Source organism: Gemmatimonadota bacterium, from assembly GCA_016719105.1.
GTDB lineage: Bacteria > Gemmatimonadota > Gemmatimonadetes > Gemmatimonadales > Gemmatimonadaceae > SCN-70-22.
The window spans coordinates 177,956-197,041 of record JADKAQ010000017.1 but is presented as its reverse complement, the minus strand read 5'-3'; the positions used below and the strand labels follow the sequence as shown (position 1 = coordinate 197,041).

At 70.5% G+C, this 19,086-nt stretch carries 18 protein-coding genes; 17 read left to right on the top strand and 1 reads right to left on the bottom strand.

All coding sequences use genetic code 11. The features are described from left to right. Positions 1-1,119, bottom strand: a complete 1,119-nt coding sequence (locus IPN47_18005) for a CoA transferase (protein MBK9409901.1) — start codon at positions 1,117-1,119, stop codon at positions 1-3. Between the two features lie 236 nt (positions 1,120-1,355). Between IPN47_18005 and IPN47_18000 the strand changes: the two genes are divergently transcribed. The 17 genes from IPN47_18000 to IPN47_17920 all read left to right on the top strand — a co-directional run bounded on the left by IPN47_18000 (position 1,356) and on the right by IPN47_17920 (position 19,067). Further along, on the top strand, positions 1,356-2,111 hold the full coding sequence (locus IPN47_18000) for a hypothetical protein (GenBank protein MBK9409900.1): 756 nt from the start codon (positions 1,356-1,358) through the stop codon (positions 2,109-2,111). Between the two features lie 68 nt (positions 2,112-2,179). Beyond that, a complete protein-coding gene (locus IPN47_17995; GenBank protein ID MBK9409899.1) occupies positions 2,180-3,235 on the top strand; it encodes a hypothetical protein in 1,056 nt (351 codons plus the stop codon). A gap of 5 nt (positions 3,236-3,240) precedes the next feature. Then, on the top strand, positions 3,241-4,395 hold the full coding sequence (locus tag IPN47_17990; GenBank protein MBK9409898.1) for an ArgE/DapE family deacylase: 1,155 nt from the start codon (positions 3,241-3,243) through the stop codon (positions 4,393-4,395). Continuing rightward, complete coding sequence (locus tag IPN47_17985; GenBank protein ID MBK9409897.1) at positions 4,395-4,613, top strand: hypothetical protein; 219 nt, start codon at positions 4,395-4,397, stop codon at positions 4,611-4,613. Before IPN47_17990 ends, IPN47_17985 begins: the two co-directional genes overlap by 1 nt. Beyond that, on the top strand, positions 4,613-5,245 hold the full coding sequence (locus IPN47_17980; GenBank protein MBK9409896.1) for a ribonuclease HI: 633 nt from the start codon (positions 4,613-4,615) through the stop codon (positions 5,243-5,245). Before IPN47_17985 ends, IPN47_17980 begins: the two co-directional genes overlap by 1 nt. 28 nt (positions 5,246-5,273) lie before the next feature. Continuing rightward, positions 5,274-5,456 (top strand): hypothetical protein, encoded by a 183-nt coding sequence (locus IPN47_17975; GenBank protein ID MBK9409895.1) that lies wholly within the window; start codon positions 5,274-5,276, stop codon positions 5,454-5,456. 62 nt (positions 5,457-5,518) lie between these two features. Next, positions 5,519-6,436, top strand: coding sequence for a zinc ribbon domain-containing protein (locus tag IPN47_17970; protein ID MBK9409894.1), 918 nt, complete (start codon positions 5,519-5,521; stop codon positions 6,434-6,436). Between the two features lie 106 nt (positions 6,437-6,542). Beyond that, positions 6,543-7,697, top strand: coding sequence for a hypothetical protein (locus IPN47_17965; protein MBK9409893.1), 1,155 nt, complete (start codon positions 6,543-6,545; stop codon positions 7,695-7,697). 378 nt (positions 7,698-8,075) lie between these two features. Beyond that, complete coding sequence (locus tag IPN47_17960) at positions 8,076-8,585, top strand: hypothetical protein (GenBank protein ID MBK9409892.1); 510 nt, start codon at positions 8,076-8,078, stop codon at positions 8,583-8,585. A 71-nt stretch (positions 8,586-8,656) separates the two neighbouring features. Continuing rightward, positions 8,657-9,544: a 3-hydroxybutyryl-CoA dehydrogenase gene (locus IPN47_17955; GenBank protein ID MBK9409891.1), complete on the top strand. Its 888-nt coding sequence runs from the start codon at positions 8,657-8,659 to the stop codon at positions 9,542-9,544. Between the two features lies 1 nt (position 9,545). Then, complete coding sequence (locus IPN47_17950) at positions 9,546-10,985, top strand: carboxypeptidase regulatory-like domain-containing protein (protein ID MBK9409890.1); 1,440 nt, start codon at positions 9,546-9,548, stop codon at positions 10,983-10,985. Between the two features lie 170 nt (positions 10,986-11,155). Then, positions 11,156-12,649, top strand: a complete 1,494-nt coding sequence (locus IPN47_17945) for a carboxypeptidase regulatory-like domain-containing protein (protein MBK9409889.1) — start codon at positions 11,156-11,158, stop codon at positions 12,647-12,649. Positions 12,650-12,781: 132 nt separating this feature from the next. Then, a complete protein-coding gene (locus IPN47_17940; protein ID MBK9409888.1) occupies positions 12,782-14,650 on the top strand; it encodes a M61 family metallopeptidase in 1,869 nt (622 codons plus the stop codon). A gap of 16 nt (positions 14,651-14,666) precedes the next feature. Beyond that, positions 14,667-15,236 carry a hypothetical protein gene (locus IPN47_17935; protein ID MBK9409887.1) on the top strand — a complete coding sequence of 190 codons (570 nt, stop codon included), beginning with the start codon at positions 14,667-14,669 and terminating at the stop codon, positions 15,234-15,236. Positions 15,237-15,353: 117 nt separating this feature from the next. After that, positions 15,354-15,794, top strand: coding sequence for a hypothetical protein (locus IPN47_17930; protein MBK9409886.1), 441 nt, complete (start codon positions 15,354-15,356; stop codon positions 15,792-15,794). Further along, entirely contained in the window at positions 15,791-18,199 is a 2,409-nt protein-coding gene (locus IPN47_17925) for a bifunctional salicylyl-CoA 5-hydroxylase/oxidoreductase (GenBank protein MBK9409885.1), read from the top strand. Before IPN47_17930 ends, IPN47_17925 begins: the two co-directional genes overlap by 4 nt. A gap of 28 nt (positions 18,200-18,227) precedes the next feature. After that, positions 18,228-19,067, top strand: a complete 840-nt coding sequence (locus tag IPN47_17920; protein ID MBK9409884.1) for an enoyl-CoA hydratase family protein — start codon at positions 18,228-18,230, stop codon at positions 19,065-19,067. Positions 19,068-19,086 lie beyond the last annotated feature (19 nt).

The following is a 19,086-nucleotide window of genomic DNA, read 5'->3' as shown; positions in this document are numbered from 1 at the left end:
TCAGGCATCGCCCGGCACGCGCGCGAACGCCTCCCACCCGAGTTCGCGTACCAGCGCCCCGTGCTGGTCGAGCGTCGGGGGGCGACGGCGAACCGAGCACCCCGGAATCACCGGTGCGACCCCGGTCGCGGCAGAGGCGTCGACCGCCGCGAGCGCCTCCTGCACCCCCTTCACCACGCCGCACGGGACCCCCGCCGCGTCGAGCGCGGCGATCCACTCGGAGGCCGGGCGCGCGACCAGACGCTCGGCGATCGCCGCCACCACCCGATCGCGCTCGGCCAGTCGCCCCGTGTTGGTGGCGAGCGCTCGATCATCCCCGAGCACATCGAGCCCGAGCGCGCGGCAGCACCCCTTCCACTGCCCGTCGTTGCCGACGGCGAGCACCAGGTAGCGGTCCGCCGCCCGGAACAGCTGGTAGGGGACGAGGTTCGGATGCCCGTTCCCCCAGCGCCCGGCCTCGCGCCCACTCACTAGGACGTTCTGCGCGACGTTGACCAGGGCGGCGGTCGCGCTGTGCAGGAGCGAGACGAAGAGGCGGCGCTGCGCCACCGGCAGGGGCGCCGGCGCGCGCTCCCGCGCCACAAGGGCGCCGAGAATGGCGATGGTGGCGTCCTTGCCCGCCGTGACGTCGGCCAACGCGATTCCGCTCTTGGTCGGTTCGCCCTCCTGTGGACCGGTGATCGACATCCACCCCGATTCGGCCTGCACGACGTAGTCGTAGCCAGGGCGGTCAGCCTCGGGGCCAAAGCCGGTCACGGTGCACCAGATGAGCGCCGGGTGCTCGTGGAGGAACCGTTCCGGGGCGAGCCCTTTGCGTTCGAGGGTGCCGCGCTTGTAGTTGTCGAGCACGACGTCTGCGCCAGCGACGAGCCGTTCGATCAGGGCGCGGTCGGCGGGGAGGTCGAGGTCGAGGGCCGCGCCGAGCTTGTTCCGATTGATGGAGAGGTAGTAGGCCGCCTCGCCGCGCTCGTCGAACGGCGGGCCCCAGGCGCGGGTCTCGTCGCCGATGAACGGTCGTTCGATCTTGAGAACGTCGGCGCCGAGGTCGCCGAGGTTCATGGAGGCGAGCGGTCCGGCGAGGACGCGGCTCAGGTCGAGTATTCGGATTCCCTGTAGCATTACTCGGCGTTTGGTGGCCGGATGGTGGCGTGTCGAAAATGGGACGTCCGCGGCGATTCGCGGGAGAATATGGGGGGCGGTGAGGGTCGCCGCGACTTGCGTAGGCTCCGAAAAATCATATACTTACCGCCGCATTACCCCCTCATTTCGCCGCCCGGTTCCGGCGGCCGATGGGATTTGGGAGGGTAGCCGGGCACCCCGTGGTGTCCTGACCACGTCGCCGGAGCATACGCTTCATGTCCGAAAATATCGCATCTATTGACGATATCCCCGAGGGGGAGGAGCTGGCCCCCCCGGCGCCCACGCCGCCGAAGCGCGGTCCGGGGCATCGTGGGCAGGACGTGCGCGACACCATGGCCGAGATGGCGGCCAAGGCGCACGAGATTTCGTTGGAGGCCGGGAGCCGGATGGCCGGGACGATGCGCGAGGTGGTGGGCGCTGCGGCTGGGCTCACCCCGTTTGCGATCGAGAGCGCGCGTGACCTGGTGCAGTACATGGTGCGCCGGGCGCAGATGACGCAGGACGAGGCCGACAAGCTCATGCGTGACGTGGAGGCGGCGCACGCTTCCATGCCCAAGGTCGCCAAGCCTGAGCCGGCCAAGGTCGAGCCGCCCAAGAAGGTCGCCCCTGCCGCCGCGCCGCCGCCGGTGGTGACGCTCGAACACCCGGTCGTGCCGCGCCCGCCCAAGGTCGTCGCTCCCGAGCCGGTGAAGGCCGCGCCCAAGCCGGCGCCCACCCCGACTCCGTCGCCGGCCCCCGCGCCGGTTGCCGAGGCGGCCAAGCCTGCGAAGGCGGTCGTCGCCCCGCCGGCGGCGCCGGCCAAGCCAGCGGCCAAGGCGCCCGCCCCCAAGCCGGTATCCGCCAAGGCCCCGGCGCCAGTCAAGCCGGCAGCCAAGGCTCCGGTGCCCGCGGCGAAGGCGCCTGCCAAGGTCGCGACGAAGGCTCCGGCGAAGGGCGCCCCCGCGGCCAAGGCGGCGCCCAAGAAGAAGTAGGGCCGCTGCGGGCATGCCGCACACGGGGCGACGTCGCGAGACGTCGCCCCGTGTGCTTGTTTTGGTACATGCCTTCTCTCGTTGCTCGCGCCCCCACCCGCATCGACTTTGGCGGGGGGTGGACCGACGTCCCGCCGTATGCGAACGAACAGGGGGGCGTCGTCTGCAACCTCGCGATCACGCGCTACGCGACGGTGCACCTGCACGGCGCCGGCCCACACGACGGGATCGATGAGACGCGCGAGCGGGCGCTGGCCGACGCCGCGTTGCGCGTGGCGGCACTTCCCGGGGTGCGCGCCCGCCTGCACAACGACTTCCCGTTAGGCGCGGGGCTCGGCGGCTCGTCGGCGGCCGGGGTCGCGATGATGGGGGCCATCGAGGCGTGGCGCGCCGTCGCGCGCGACGCCGGCGTCACCGACCCGGCAACGCTCCCGCCAGCTGCCATTCCCGCCCACCTGCGCGCCGTGCGCGACCAGGTCCCCGCGGACCGCTCGGCGCTGGCCGAGGCCAGCCGGCGCGTGGAGGTGGAAGAGTTGCACATCGCCGGTGGGCGGCAGGATCACTACGCCGCCGCCTATGGCGGCGCCCTCTCGCTCGCCTTTGGCGAGGAGACGCGCGTGCACCGCCTCGCGCTCACGCGCCCCATGGTGCGCGCGCTCGAGGCGCGGTGCGTGGTGGTGTACACCGGGCTGTCGCGCATCTCCGGCGACACGATCGCCGCGGTGCTCGACGCCTACGCAGCGCGCGAGGCGCGCGTCCTCACCGCCCTCGCGCGCATGAAGGCGCTGGCCGAGGCGATGGCCGACGCGCTGGTGGCCGAGGACCTCGATGCGTTAGGCATGCTGGTGGGCGAGCACTGGGTGCACCAGCGGGCGCTGCACCCGTCCATCACCACGCCGCTCATCGACCGGATCCTCGAGGTGGCCACCGCCGCCGGCGCCATTGGCGGCAAGGCGCTGGGCGCATCGGGGGGCGGGTGCGTCCTGCTCGTCGCCGCGCACGGCTTCGAGGAACCGGTGCGCCGCGCCGTCGAATCGCTCGCCACCCCCCTTCCGTTCTCCGTCGACCAGCAGGGCCTTGCCTGGTGGCCGGAGGGCGATCCCCTTCCCCCGTCTGAGACGTGACCGCCATCCCAACCGGCGATGCCATCGCCCTCCTCCGCCAGCTGGTCGCCGTCGATTCGCGCAATCCGTCGTTGGTTCCGGGAGGGCCGGGCGAGGGCGCAGTGGCCCATGCCCTCGCGACCACGCTCGATGCGTGGGGCTTTCGCACCACGCTCGTCGAGGCGGCGCCCGGGCGCCCCAACGTCGTCGCCCGCATCGGGCGCCCCGGGGGCCGCGTCCTCCTGTTCAACGGGCACCTCGACGTGGTGGGGGTGGACGGCATGCTGCATCCGCCGTTTAGCGCCGAGGAGCGCGACGGGCGCATCTACGGGCGCGGCGCCTGCGACATGAAGGGCGGGGTGGCGGCGATGTGCGCCGCCGCCGCACGGGCGGCCGCCGAGGGGCTGGACGGCGAGATCGTGATCACGGCCGTGGCCGACGAGGAGTACGAGAGCCTGGGCACGCGGGCGCTGGTGGCCACGGGGCTGCGCGCCGACGCGGCGATCGTCACCGAGCCGACGCGCCTGGCGATCAACCCGGCGCATCGCGGCTTCGTCTGGGTGGAGCTGGACTTCCGTGGGCGCGCCGCGCACGGGAGCCGATACGACCTGGGGGTCGACGCCATCCGGCATGCCGGGCTGGTGATCGCCGCGCTCGACCAGCTGCAACGCGACATCCTCGACCATCGCACGCACCCGTTGCTCGGGCACGCCTCGTTGCATCTGGCGACGATCGAGGGAGGGAGCGGATGGTCGACGTATCCCGACCGCTGTACCCTGCGCGTGGAACGCCGCACGCTGCCGGGAGAATCGACCGACCAGGTGCTGCAGGAGTTCGCCGCCGCCTGCGAGCGGGTGGCCGCGATCGACGACGCCCTCGACGTGCAGCTGCGACACGTCCTCACGCAGGGACCGAGCGACGTGCCGGGCCACGCCCCGATCGTGCGCGCGCTCGAGGCGGCGATGCACGCCGAAGGCGAGACGATCCTGCACGAGGGGATGAGCGCGTGGACCGACGCCGCGCTGCTCAACGACGCCGGGATCCCCGCCATCTGCTACGGCCCCGGCGACATCATCCTGGCGCACGCCGACGAGGAGTGGATCCCGATGGATGAGGTGGAGCGCGCCACCCGGGTGCTCGCCCGCCTGGCGCAGGACTGGATGCGCGGAACGGTGGCGTGATGGCGCAGTTCACCACGAGCGAGTACGACGCCCTCGAACACGCGATCGCCAAGGGAAAGCGCCTCTCGGTCTTTCGGCGCGGGACGGAGTACATCGTCATTCCGCAGCGCCTCTTCATGCGCGAAGGCAAGGAGGCGATCGAGGCGGCCCATCCCACCACCGGCGACCGCATCATCCTCATTCTCGACGAGATCGACTCCTTCGAGGTGGTGCGCTGATGACGACCGCGAGCGACGCCCCGCTGGTGGCGGTGTATGCCGACGAATCGTGCCTGGGCAACGGACGCGAAGGCGAGAACCCCGGTGGGGCCGGCGTCCTCGTCGAGTACGCGCGCAATGGCGGCGAGATCGTACGGCGCGACGTCTGGATCTCGGAGCCGGCGACCACAAACAACCGAATGGCGCTGCGCTCGGTGATCGAGGCCTTCACCGCCCTCGCCCACAAGGGGTCGCGCTTTCGCGTCGTCTTCACCACCGACTCGCGCTACATCGTCGACGGCATGTCCACCTGGGTGCATGACTGGGCGCGCCGCGGCTGGAAGCGAAAGAGCGGGGCGATCGAGAACCTGGAGCTCTGGCAGCAGGCGGTGGCCGCCGTCAACGGGCATCAGGTGGAGTGGCGCTGGGTGAAGGGGCACGCCGGGCACGCGCAGAACGAATACGCCAACCACCTGGCCATCACGGCGGCCGGCGAACAGACGCACTCCACCGGCCTGGTGGAGTCGGGCTACGCCGCCTGGGCGGCCAAGGCGAGCCAGGCGGCGAGCCGCATGCGACTGGAGCCGTTCCCCGACGCGGCGAAGTTCAAGGCAGCCGCGCGGTTACCCGTGGTCGCCGCGGGGCGTCCCTGACAGGACTGCTCTCGCCCCGGAGCTCCAAATGTTCAAGATCCTGCTCATCCTGGCCATCGGATTCGCCGCCGGCTACTCGTACGGCTTCAAGGATTCGAAGCAGCATGACGAGGACGTCGTGACGCGCACGATCGAGCGCGTGGGCGGCGCCGCGCGCGGCAAGTACAACCAGGACGTCGACGGGACCATGGATCGCCTCGAGCGGCGTTGACGCGAGCGGCGCACGTCGCCACTCGTTATGCTCCCCGCCTCACATCCTGAACGCACCGATCGATGGACGAGCTCGACCGCCTGTATCGCCGCCTGGTCCAGAACATTCGCGCCGGCTTCCCCGAGTTGCTCACCCGGGGATTCGAGGTGTCGCAGCTCTACCAGCACATCATTCCGTATCGCACCAACCGCCGAGAGCTGGGCTTCGACTCCAACGAGGAGTACGAGCTGGCGGTGATGCAGTTGCTGGCCGGGCTGCGCGGCTACCTGCTGGGCGACGCCGAGATGCAGAAGGCGATGCGCACCGAACTGGCGTCACCCAACCCCGACCTGGCCGCCTTTCGGATCTTCGCCACGTCGACCGTCTCGCTCTCGGCCGAGGCGCTCCGCGCCCTGGAGAAGCGCGCCGCGGGGGGCGAACTGGTGTCGTCCGCGTCGTCGCTGAGCCCGAGCGAGCAGGCCGTCCTCGCCGGTCGGGCGACTGAGTCGGTGGAAGCGACGGGCGAGAGCCCCATGGTGGGGAGGGGCGCACCCGAGAGCGCAGCGCCCTCGGCGTTCGCGCCGGCGCCGCCGACCGCCTCCCCGACGGCAGCAGCCGCGTCGTCGTCCGCGGCACCGCCAGCGGCGCGCGTGGTGAGTGCGCCCCCCGAATCGCCGACGCTCCATCACGCACCCGCCCGTCCCCCCCTGGGTGCGAACGCTGCACCGGCGGGGGCGAGTGCGGCCCCGCTTCGCCGCCCGACTCCTCTGGCATCGTCCGACGCCAAAATGGCTGCTCCCCGCTCGACCGCTCCGACCCCGTCATCCTCCGGCGAAGGGTGCCGCTACTGCGGCGGCGTCCTCCCCGACGGGAGGCGCGTCACCTTCTGCCCCAACTGCGGGCACAACCTCACCGTGCAGCACTGTCCCGCGTGCAGCACGGAGCTGGAGGTGGGGTGGAAGTTCTGCATCACGTGCGGACGAGAGGTGGGGAAGGCGTAAGGACGGACGGAACACGAGAGACGGGAGGTGGCGAACGCAGGCGTTCGCCCGGGTACTATCGAACGGGTGACACTCTTTCCACCTCCCGTCTCGTAGTGCTCCCTACATGGGTCGAACTTCCGTCTCGCTCGTTCTCGCGCTGGTCGTGGCTGGCGCCTGTGCCTCGTCTCAGACCGTCACCGTTGCGGCGGTGCCGGGCCCTCCGGTCGACAACACCTCGACGAGGCCCGACACCAGCACGCGCGGTTCGGCCGGCGCCGCGCCTGCGCGTGGCGTGGTGCGCGGGGGAGTGGGCTGGCGCATCGAGTCGCGCGAGCACGTCGATCTCTGGCTGCACGGCTTCGCGCTGCTGCAGGACGATGCGTCGCTCGTCCCGTACTTCCGCCCGGGGTATCGCAGCGGGCTCGTGAGCGTGCGGCCGGCCGACGGCGCGTTCGACGCCAGCCGCTCGCAGCTGCAACGTCGCTTCTCCGAGAACGCCAACCTCGCATCGGCGCAGTTCCTCGCCCTGTACTTCGCCTCGTGGGACGACCTACGCCGCGGCGTTGAACGTTTCGTGCGCGACAACGGCGACGTGCGACAGGCGCGCACGCAGGAAGAGCTGCGCATGTACGCCACCGTGCGCACGTACTTCCCCACCGCCGACGATCGCGACTGGCTGCGCCTCTTCGTGCAGGGGCTCGACGATGAGCGCACGCGCTTCTACCGCGGCTACTGGCTGCAGCAACAACAGCGGCGGGGCTCGATGCGGAGCGCGATCGAGACGCTGTGGGCCGGCACGTATCGCACCGCCTTCACCCCCTTCATGCGCAACTCGATGCAGCGCGACGGGGTGATCCTGCTCTCGCTGCCGCTGGGCGGCGAAGGGCGCACGCTGTCGGTCGGGGGGAACGACAACTTCGTCTCGGTGACCTTCCCCGCCGACCAGGAAGACCCGCGCGACGCGCTGTACGTCGTGGCGCACGAGGTGGTGGGAACGGTGGCGACGGCGGCGGTGCGCGACAACACGTCGGCGGCCGACGAGCGGAGCGGCGACACCGGGAAGTGGACCACGCTGGCTGCAGTGCGTGGCGGGGCGATGCTCCTCGAGCGCATCGCCCCCGACCTTCTGGCGGGTTACCAGCGATATTACCTGCGACTGGCCCGCGCCACCGTGCCGACGGGCGATCCGTCGGCATCGTTCAACGCGACCTTCCCCCTCCCCGCGCAGATCGTGACGGCGCTGCAACGCCAGATCGAGATCGTGCTGGGCGGGATCTGACCTTCACCCACCGATGACCGACCCACGATCCGGGAGCGCCCCGATCCCCCGTCCCACCCCCCAGCCGCCGGCCCCGCTCGACCGCGAGTCGCTGGAGCGCGTGCTGGCGCGTGCCGCCGAGTTGCAGGCTGGACAGTCCGAGCCGGCCGAGCAGATGAGCGAAGCGCAGCTCATCGAAGTGGGGAAGGAAGTGGGGATCAGCGCCGAGCACGTGCGGTTGGCGCTGGCCGAAGAGCGCACGCGCGTGCAGGTGCCCGAGGCGCGTGGCGTAGTGGGGGAGCCTCTTCGGCGGCGAGGCGGTCACTGCCTCGCGCGTGGTCAACGGAACGCCGACCGACCTGCTCGGGCGCCTGGACGACTGGATGCAGCGCGAGGAGGATGCGCGCCAAGCGTCGCTTCAACGACCGCCTCACGTGGGAGGGGCGGCGTGACTTCATGATGTCGCTGCAGGCCGGGCTCAAGATGGGCGCGCGTCCGTACTCGCTCATCAACAGCGACGAGGTGGGGGCCACGGTGGTGCCGGTCGACGCACAGCGCTGCATCGTGCGACTCGACGCCTCGTTCGTGGAGGCACGGAAGCGTCATGTGCTGGGGAGTTCGATCATCGCCGGGACCGGCGTCCTGGGCTTTGGCGGGGTGATGGCACTGGCGTCGCTGATCCCCGAGGGGTCGATGTTCTTCGGCGCGCTGCTGGGGATGCTGCCGGCGCTGGGCGGCGGGGGGATTGGCTACGCGGTGGCGGCGTCGCAACGCCAGCGGGTGACGCGGGCGCAGCTCGCGCTGGAGCAGGTGCTCGATCGGCTGGAGCGGGGGGAGATGCGCAAGCCGGCCAACCCGCTCGCCGACTTCATCGACGTGGTCACCCGTAAGGTCGAGAGCATCAGGTAGAGGGGATTCGGGAGGAGTCTGTCACGGTTCGCCGTGCTGTCGGGTGGCGGGGGACCGGCGCATACTGGGGAATGACCCACTCAGGCACAGTTGGCGTTGTCGGCGGCGGGCTCATGGGAGCCGGCATCGCCCAGGTGGCGGCGCAACACGGACACCGGACCATCCTCCGCGAGCTGGACGACGCGCTGTGCGCGCGGGCGCGGAGTGCCATCGAGCGATCGCTCTCCCGGCTCATTGAGAAGGGGAAGATCTCCCCCGATGCGCGGGAACGAACGCTCGATACCCTCACCTTCACCACCGATCTCGGCGCGCTCTCGTCGTGCGACATCATCGTCGAGGCGGTGGTGGAGCAGCTGGAGGCCAAACGCGCGCTCTGGGCCGCGCTCGACACGCTGGCCGCCCCGCACACCATCTTCGCCTCGAACACCTCGTCGCTGTCGATCGTGGAGCAGGCGACGGCGACGACACGGGGTGATCGCTTCATCGGGCTGCACTTCTTCAACCCCGTTCCGGCGATGCGGCTGGTGGAGGTGGTGCGCACGATCACCACGAGCGAAGCGACGATGCGCGCGGCGTTCGACTTCGTGCGGGCGATCGGGAAGGAGCCGATCGCGTCGAAGGACTCGCCGGGCTTCGTGGTGAATCTCCTGCTCGTCCCCTACATGCTCGATGCCGTGCGCGCCCTGGAGCGCGGCGTGGCGTCGGTCGCCGACATCGACGTCGGGATGCAGCTCGGGGCGGGCCACCCGATGGGGCCGCTCGCACTTTGTGACTTCGTGGGGCTGGACACGCTGCATCGCGTGGCCGAAATCATGTGGGGGGCGTATCGGGAGCAGCGCTATGCCCCTCCCCCGCTGCTGGTGCGCATGGTGGCGGCCGGGATGCTGGGGAAGAAGAACGGGCGTGGCTTCTACGACTACGGCGGCGACGTCCCGATCCCGAACGATTTCGCGGGGTGATGTGACGCTTCGGCAGGGCGCGTGGGGAGTGGCGATGGCCGGCGTGGCGCTGGCGGGGCTGGTCACGCCCGCCTCGCCCGTTTCCGCATGGCCGTCGATGGCCGTGCAACCCAGGCCGGTGGGGCGCGTGGTCGGCGTGGTGTACGACAGCATCTCACGCGCGACGCTGTCCGGGGCGCTGGTGCAGCTGGTCGCGCTCAACGGGACACTGCGGCTGGCGGTGACCTCCGATTCCACCGGGCGCTTCGCCTTTCCCCCGGTGGAGCGCGGGCGCTTCCTGCTCGGCTTCTTCCACCCCAAGCTCGATTCGCTTGGCGTCGAGTCGCCACTGTCGCGCGTGGAGGTGCAGGACGAGTCGGTGCACGCCATCGACCTGGCCGTCCCATCGGTGACGACGGTCCTGCGACAGGCGTGCGGCAGCGGCGCCACGCGCGACTCGTCAGGCGCGGTGGTGGGATTCGTGCGCAGCGCCAGCACGACCGGGGCCGAGCCCGAGGCGACGGTGCGGGCGCGCTGGAGCGAGATCGTGATCGGCAAGCGCGGGGCCGAAGTGCGGGTGCGTGAGGTGACGGCGCACGCGGGCGAGGATGGCTGGTTCTCCCTCTGCCAGGTCCCCGCCGGCGGGCTGGTGCTCGTGAACGCCGCGGCGGGGCGCGACTCCGGCGCGACGCTGGAAGTGAGCGTCCCCAACGACGGGCTGCTGGTGCGCGACCTCTTCGTCGCCACGAGGGAGGGGGCATCGAGCACGGTGCGCGGGACGGTACGCACCCCGTATGGCGCCGCGCTCGCGGGCGCGCGCGTGCGCCTGTACGGCGAGACGCGTGAGGTGCGCAGCAACGACCGCGGCGAGTTCACCCTCGCGGGGGTCCCGAGCGGGACGCGAATGCTGGAGTTGCGCGCGCTTGGCTACGCCCCGCGCCGCGAACTCATCGACCTGGTGGCGCGCCAGGAGCTGGTGGTCGACCTCCCGCTGGAGGAGTTCCCGACCACGATCGACACCGTGCGGGTCTTCGGGGGGCGTCCGGCGCTGGGCGACAACCTGGCCGGCTTCACGCGACGCAAGGCGCTGTCGCAGGGGGTCTTCCTGGACCCGGACGACGTGGAACGCCGGCGACCGTTGAGCTTCACCGACCTGATGCGCGGCATTGCCGGTGTGGAGGTGGTCACGGTGGACGGGGCGCGAGCGGTGGCGATGCGCAGCCTCGCGGGTGAAGGACAGTGCGAGCCGAAGCTCATCATCGATGGGATCCATGTCCCGCGACACGAGAGCAGCATCGACGACCTGATCCCGGCGAGCATCGTGCGGGCGATCGAGGTCTACCCACGGCGCATCCAGGCGCCTGCGGAGTATCAGTCGCTGACGTGCGGCACGGTGGTCGTCTGGACCGGCGCGCGTGGATGGCTGGCGAAACGGGGACGGGAGGTTCCGCGCACGCCGTAGGGGTGACGTCGACCGGGGTTCGTCGGCCGGCGCGGCGCGACGCCGAACTCCGCTCGCGCCGGTGGTACCGTTCGGGCATCGTGGAGGTATCAGTCGCTATCGGGGGCGCGACGCGTGGGACACCGCAGAGGAGACGGGCGATGATGCACTGGGCAAGATTGGAGCGGAGGGTGCCACGCGCGCGGTGTACGAGGCGGCGTCAGGCGCAACGCGTGGGGGCGGCGTTGGCGCTGGCGATCGCGCTGGGGTTCGCTCCGGGGGGGCTCGCGGCGCAGGAGTCCCCCTCCGTGCGCGCGCGCCTTTCGGGCGTCGTCTTCGATTCGCTCGCCATGCGCCCGCTGGCCCGGGCGGTGGTGCAGCTCGTGTCGGCACGCGAGGCAACACAGGCGCGGTCGGTGGAAACGGGGGAGAACGGGGCCTTCGCGTTCGATTCCGTGCAGGCCGGGACCTACCTGCTGGGCTTCTACCACGCGCTGATCGACTCGTTAGGGATCACCCCGCCACTGGTGCGCGTGGACGTGCGCACGAGCGGCGACCTGCGCGCCCCGCTGGCGGTGCCCTCGGCCTTCACGTTGCGCACCGCGCTCTGCGGCCCCAGGGCCATCAGCGACTCGCTCGGCGTCTTTGTCGGCTTCGTGCGTTCGGCGGTCGATGGGCTGACGCGCCCGAAGTCGACGGTCAAGGTGCAATGGTCGGAGATCACGATCGGTGGTGAGGGGATCCAGCGCGTCACGCCGTCGGTGCAGGGGGAAACGAGCGAGGTGGGCGGTGTGGCAATCTGCGGCGTCCCCATGGGCGGGACGGTGATGCTGCACGCCTGGAACGCGACCGACTCGAGCGGATTCGCCGAGTTGGAGGTGCCGTCGACGGGGCTCCTGCGGCGCGACCTCTTCGTGGGACCGTCGCGTGCGGTGTCGCTGCGTGACTCCACCGCCGACTCGACCGGCATCACCACCACCGTGCTTCGTGGCAACGGCGTGCTGCGCGGCGTCGTGCGCCGTCCAGACGGAGAGCCGCTCGAGGGGGCGCGCCTCACGTTCTGGGGGAGCGGGGTCGAGGTGGCGACGACCTCCACCGGGGCGTACCGCATGCAGGAGCTCCCGGCCGGGACGTACACGATGGAGGCGCGCGCGTTAGGCTTTCTCCCGCAGCGCCACGCCATCGACATCATGGAAGGGAACGAAACGGTGACGGACCTGCGTCTCGAGTCGTTCGGCACGTACCTGGATACAGTGAAGGTGACGGCAAAGCGCGTCTTTGCGTCGCGCGAGATGCGCGACTTCGAGGAGCGACGCAAGCGCGGCTTCGGGACCTTCCTGGACGAGGACGACATCGAGAAGCGCAACCCGTTCTTCATGGCCGACCTGCTGCGCATGACTCCCGGGGTGCAGGTGATCCCCGGGCAGTTCGGCAGCCGAATCCTGATGCGCGGCATGGGCTTCAGCGCCTTCTGCTACCCCGCCGTCTTCATCGACGGGATGAAGGTCATGAACGTGGACGGCGACATCGACGCGTTCGTCAACGTGCAGGAGATCCGCGCCATGGAGGTCTACCCGCGCGGGGGGAGCGTCCCGGTGCAGTTCCAGACGCTGGACGGGTGCGGTTCGCTGGTGATCTGGACGGGCGGACGCCGGCCGAAGTACGAGGCGCCCAAGAAGAAGTAGCGGCAGCGCGCGAGCGGGGGGGGGCACCACGACGGGGGGCGTTGGACGGTAGCCCCCCCTCGCCCGGGCCGTAGATTCTCCTGCGCCGGGTCCCGCGTTGGGTCCGTGGCCCGTCCATCGCTCCCCGTCGCCATGCGCCTGTCGCCCCTCGCGTTCGCCGCCGTCGTCGCCCTTCCCCACTCGCTCGCCGCGCAGGCCCAGCGCGCGCCTAACGCTGCCGCGCGCGGGGCAGCGGTCGAGTATGCCATCGCCTTTCCCAATGCCGCGCACCACGAGGCGGAGGTCGCGGTGACCTTTCGCGCCGTGCCGCCGGGGGCGCTGCAGCTCCGCATGAGCCGCAGCTCGCCCGGGCGCTACGCCCTGCACGAGTTCGCGAAGAACGTCTACGCCCTCAAGGCGGTCGACTCCAAGGGGCGCGCGCTCACGGTAACGCGCCCCAACCCGCACCAGTGGGATGTGCGCGGACACGACGGCACCGTGAAGGTGACCTATACGCTGTTCGGCGACCGCGGCGACGGCACCTACGCCGGGATCGATCGCAGCATGGCGCACCTCAACATCCCGGCGACCTTCGCGTGGGCGCGCGGGCTCGAGTCGCGTCCCATTCGCGTGACGTTCCATCGCCCCGATTCCTCGTGGACGGTGGCGACGCAGCTCTTCCCCACGAAGGACTCCTCGACCTTCACCGCCCCGCACCTGCAGTACTTCATGGACTCGCCCACGCACCTGGGCGCGCAGTCCTGGTACGAGTGGGACGCGACCACCAATGGCAAGTCACAGAAGCTGCGCATCGCGCTGCACCACCTGGGCACCGCCGAGGAGGCGCAGCGCTTTGTTGACGCGACCCGGCAGATCGTAGAGCAGGAGGCGAAGGTCTTTGGCACCCTCCCCGAGTTCGACGGTGGGACCTACACCTTCCTTGCCGACTATCTCCCGTGGGCGGCCGGCGATGGGATGGAGCATCGCAACTCGACCTCGCTCACCAGCACGGGATCACTCGCCCGCTCCATGACCGACCTGCTCGGGACGGTGGCGCACGAGTTCTTCCATGCGTGGAACGTGGAGCGCATCCGTCCCAAGGCGCTCGAGCCGTTCTCGTTCGAGGAAGCGAACATGTCCGGCGAATTGTGGCTGGCGGAAGGGTTCACCAGCTACTACGGCCCGCTGGCCATGCGGCGCGCCGAGCTGCAGAGCGACGCCGAGTTCGCGGAGGACATGGCCGGGGCGGTGAACCTGGTGATGCACGCGCCGGGGCGCCGCTTCTTCTCGGCGGTCGAGATGAGCCAGCAGGCGCCGTTCACCGACGCCGCCGTCTCCATCGACCCGCAGAACAAGGGGAACACCTTCATCTCGTACTACCCCTTTGGCCAGGCCATCGGGCTCGCGCTCGACCTCACGTTGCGTGCGCGCGGCAAGTCGCTCGACGACTTCATGCGCGAGATGTGGTCGAGGCATGGTGTGCAGCAACGGAACTATGCCCCGGTGAAGCCGTACAGCGTCGCCGACGCACGCGCCGCGCTGGCGCGCGTGACCGGCGATGCCGCGTTCGCCACCGATTTCTTCAACCGCTACATCGAAGGGCGCGAAGCCGCGCCATACGCGGAACTGTTGCGGCAGGGGGGCTTCGTGCTGCGCCCGTCGCGCGCCGGGCGCGCGTGGATCGGCGACGTGGGGCTGCGCTACGAGGCAGGCAAGGCCGCCGTGACAGGCGTGACGCCGATCGGGTCGCCGTTGTATGCGGCCGGCGTCGACCGCAATGATCGGCTGGTCTCGCTCGACGGTCGGGCGCTCGCCAGCGCCGATGACTGGGGCGCCGTGCTGGCCGCGCACAAGCCGGGTGATCAGCTTCCGCTGGTGTTCGAGTCGCGCGGGAAGACGATCAACGCGATGGTGACGCTCTCGGAGAGCCCGCGCATCGAGATCGTCCCGTTCGAGGCGGCGGGCGAGACGGTGACCGACGCGATTCGGGCGTTCCGCGCGTCATGGCTGGGGCGCAAGTGAGCGCGCCGTGTCCCACGTGAGCCGTTCGATCGCCGTGCTCGTCCGCGCCACGCGCGCGCGGGCGCTGGCTTTGGTGTGGCTGGCGGTGTTCGTCGCGGCGGGGTGCGGCGCGGACGGCGGTGACGCGGACAGCCGGAGACAGCGAACCGGCACGGCCGTTGCAGCTGCATCCGCCGACGACTCGCTGGCGGCGCGCGCCATGTCGGCCAACGCACGCGAGCAAGGGACGGCGCCGGCCGCTCCGGAGGTCGCGCCGCCGTCGTCGGCGCGTGGCGCGACCGGCTTTGGCAAATCCATCGGCTTTCGGTCGCGGCAACGGCTCGACGACCACTTCGACAAGCACGGCGGCGAGTTCGGGGCGATCACTCGCGCCGACTATCTCCGCCAGGCGCAACAGCTGCGTGACGCGCCAGTGGGAGGTGACATCCTCGAGCTCCGCCGGGGCGACGGAACGATCGCACGCTTCGATCGTGCAAGCGGGGCCTTTCTCGCCTTCGACGAGGACGGGATCATCCGTACCTACTTCAGGCCGAACGACGGGGAACGCTACTTCCGGCGTCAGGGGCGCCGGCGAGGGGGCTCGTGAGCCAGCCCTTCGCCACATCTCGAGACCGATCGTTCGCCACGCCACTCGCCGCACGGCTCGCCACGCATCCCGCCACACCTTCCGCCGCCCCCCGCGTGAACGTCACCAGGAACGACCATGAGTGAACAGGACGCCGTACGACAGCTGCTGGCCGAGCGAGGGTGCCCCGACGAATTGGTACGTGAGGGGCTATCCGGTGTCGCGGACAAGTGGGAGGCGATCGTGGCCAGCGTGGAGGGCGGGTACCCCTTCGGGCTCGACGACTTCCTGAACGACATGGACCTGCGCGATGCGATCGCCGCCGCCCTCGCGGTGGCCACGCCGGACGAGCGCGCGGTGCTACAACCACGCGTGACGTCGCTCGACCAGCGGCTGCATGCGGCGTCGGCGCCCAGCGCGTGCCTGTGGGGCGAGGACGTTGAGGAAGACGACGGACTGGACCCGGGGCGCGAGTGGTGGTACTACCTCCGCCCGTTGCAGCTCAACGAGGACTTCGCCGCCGAGCTGGCGGCGTGGGGGCTGCTCGATGAAGACGACGACGAAGGGGAACAGGCATGAAGGTCTCGGTACTCGGCGGCGGCCCGGCAGGGCTCTACTTCTCGCTCCTGCTCAAGCAGGGGCGCCCCGGCGACGAGGTGACGCTCTATGAGCGTAACGCCCCGGACGACACCTTCGGCTGGGGCGTCGTCTTCTCCGACCAGACGCTGGAGAACTTCCGGCTGGCCGACGAGGAGACCTATCGGGCCATCACCGACAACTTCGCGCACTGGGACGACATCGACATCCACGTGCGCGGGCGGACGATCACCTCGGGCGGGCACGGCTTCAGCGGGATCGCCCGCAAGTCGCTGCTCCAGATCCTGCAGCGGCGCGCCGAAGCGTTAGGCGTGCAGCTGCACTTCCGCGAGGAGGTCCCGGACGTCGCGGCGCTCCAGGCGCAGGGGGCCGACCTCATCGTCGCGGCCGACGGGGTGAACAGCCTGGTGCGCCGCACCTATGCCGACGCCTTCGGCTACCAGGGCGACGTACGCAGCAATCACTACATTTGGCTCGGCACCACGCGCCTCTTCGACGCCTTCAGCTTCATCTTCGTCGAGACGCCAGCCGGCGTGTACCAGGTGCACGCCTACCGCTTCAACGAGCGGCAGTCGGCCTTCATCGTCGAATGTGATGATGCCTCGTGGCGCGGTGCCGGCTTCGATGCCATGAACGCCGCCGAGACCATCGCCGCGTGCGAGCAGATGTTCGCGCCCTGGTTGGACGGTCACCGCCTGGAGTTCAATGCCACGCCCCACCGCGTGCGTGATCCGTGGGGGACGTTCCTGCGCGTCACGTGCGAGCGTTGGCGACACGAGAACATCATCCTGCTCGGCGACTCGGCGCACACCGCGCACTTCTCCATCGGGAGCGGGACCAAGCTGGCGATGGAAGACGCGATCGCGCTCGCCCGTGAATTGTGCGGCGCAGCGGACGACTCCCTGTCGGCCGGGGGTGCCATGTCGCCGCAGTTGGCGCAGGCGGTCGATCGCTACCAGGCGCAACGGGTGACCGAAGTGTTGCGCATCCAGAACGCGGCGCGCAACTCGATGGAGTGGTTCGAGCACGTGAAGCGCTACATCACGCTCGAGCCCGAGCAGTTCGCCTATTCGCTCCTGACGCGCAGCCAGCGAGTGAGCCATGAGAACCTGCGCCTGCGCGATGCCGACTACCTCGGCGGTATGGAGCGATGGTTCGCGTCGCGCGCGGAGCGGGAGGCGGCGGCCAGGGAGCGGCTGCAAGGAGGGGCAACGGCCGACGCGCCGGACGGCGCCCCCAATGACCGTACGATCCCGCCGATGTTCACCCCGTTCAGGCTGCGCGGGATGACGGTGGCCAATCGCGTCGTCGTCTCGCCGATGGACATGTACTGCGCCACCGACGGCGTCCCGAACGACTTCCATCTCGTGCACTACGGCGCGCGGGCGATGGGAGGGGCCGGGCTCGTCATGACCGAGATGACCTGCGTCTCCCCCGAAGGGCGCATCTCGCTCGGCTGTACGGGGATGTACGACACGCAGCACGTCGCGGCGTGGCGCCGGGTGACCGACTATGCGCACCAGTGGTCGCGCGCGAAGATCTGCGTGCAGTTAGGCCACTCGGGGCGCAAGGGGGCGACGCAGCTCGGGCTCGAGGGCGGGGACCTCCCGCTGGGTGGGAGCGACGCGTGGGAGGTCATCGCGCCGTCGGCGATCGCCTATCGCCCCACCATGCAGGTACCGCGCGCCATGACGCGCGACGACATGGACAAGGTGGTGCACGACTTCGCCCGTGCGGCGCGCCTGAGCGTCGAGGCCGACTTCGACATGCTGGAGCTGCACTGCGCGCACGGCTACCTCCTCTCGTCGTTTCTGTCGCCGCTGGCCAACCGCCGCACCGATGAATACGGCGGGTCGGTGGCGCATCGCCTGCGCTTTCCGCTGGAGGTGTTTGCCGCGGTGCGCGAGGCGTGGCCACAGGATCGCCCCATCTCGGTCCGCATCTCGGCGACCGACTGGGTGGAGGGGGGCGTGACAGGAGAGGAGTCGGTGGAGATCGCCCGCGCCTTCATCGGCGCCGGCGCCGACATCATCCACGTGTCGACCGGGCAGGTGTCGCCCGACCAGAAGCCGGTGTACGGGCGCATGTGGCAGACGCCGTTCAGCGACCGCATTCGCAACGAGTTGGGAGCGCGCACGATCGCGGTGGGGAACATCACGGAGCCCGACCAGGTCAACTCGATCATCGCCGCCGGGCGCGCCGACCTCTGTGCACTGGCGCGACCGCACCTTTCGGATCCGCACTGGACGTTGCGCGCCGCCGCCTCGTTAGGGTATCGCGAACAGCACTGGCCGCCGATGTATCGCAGCGGACAGCAGCCGCTGGAGCGCCAGCTGCGTGGTCCTGCGGGCGGGCCGGGTGCGCTGGACGGCCGCGCGACGCGGTGACACCTTCCTCGCGCCCATTTCCCTCGCCATGTCCACTGCCCCTCGCCTCGCCCTCGCCGATTACTCGCCCGCCCACTTCCGCTGGACGCTGGAGGGCGGGGTGGGGACGGTCACGCTCGACCGTCCCGAGCGCAAGAACCCGCTGACCTTCGCGTCGTACGCCGAGCTGACGTCGTTCTTCCGCTCGCTGGTGCATGCGGTCGACGTGAAGGTGGTGATCATCACCGGTGCCGGCGAGAACTTCTGTTCGGGCGGCGACGTCCACGAGATCATCGGGCCCCTGGTGGAGGCGAAGAACGGCGGGCGCACCGCCGACCTGCTGGCCTTCACGCGGATGACCGGGGGATTGGTGGCGGCGATGCGCGCCTGCCCGCAGCCCATCGTCGCCGCGGTGGACGGCGTGTGCGCCGGTGCCGGGGCAATCCTGGCGATGGCGAGCGACCTGCGCCTGGCGACCGCGCGGGCGCGCACCGCCTTCCTCTTCGTGCGCGTGGGGCTCAGCGGCGCCGACATGGGGGCCTGTGCCCTCTTGCCGCGCATCATCGGGCAGGGGCGGGCCGCCGAGCTGCTGTACACCGGGCGCTTCATGAGCGCCGAGGAGGGGGAGCGCTGGGGCTTCTTCAACCGCCTCGTCACCCCCGAGTCGTTGCAGCTGGAGGCACTGGCGCTGGCGCGCGCCATCGCCGACGGGCCCACGGTGGCGCACGGCGTCACCAAGGCGTGCCTGCACGCCGAATGGGCCATGTCCATCGACGCGGCCATCGAGCACGAAGCGCAGGCGCAGGCGGTGTGCATGACCACCAACGACTTCGAGCGTGCCTATCGGGCCTTCGTGAAGCGCGAGGTCCCGCGCTTCGAGGGGAACTGATGGGGCGCACGCAGCACTG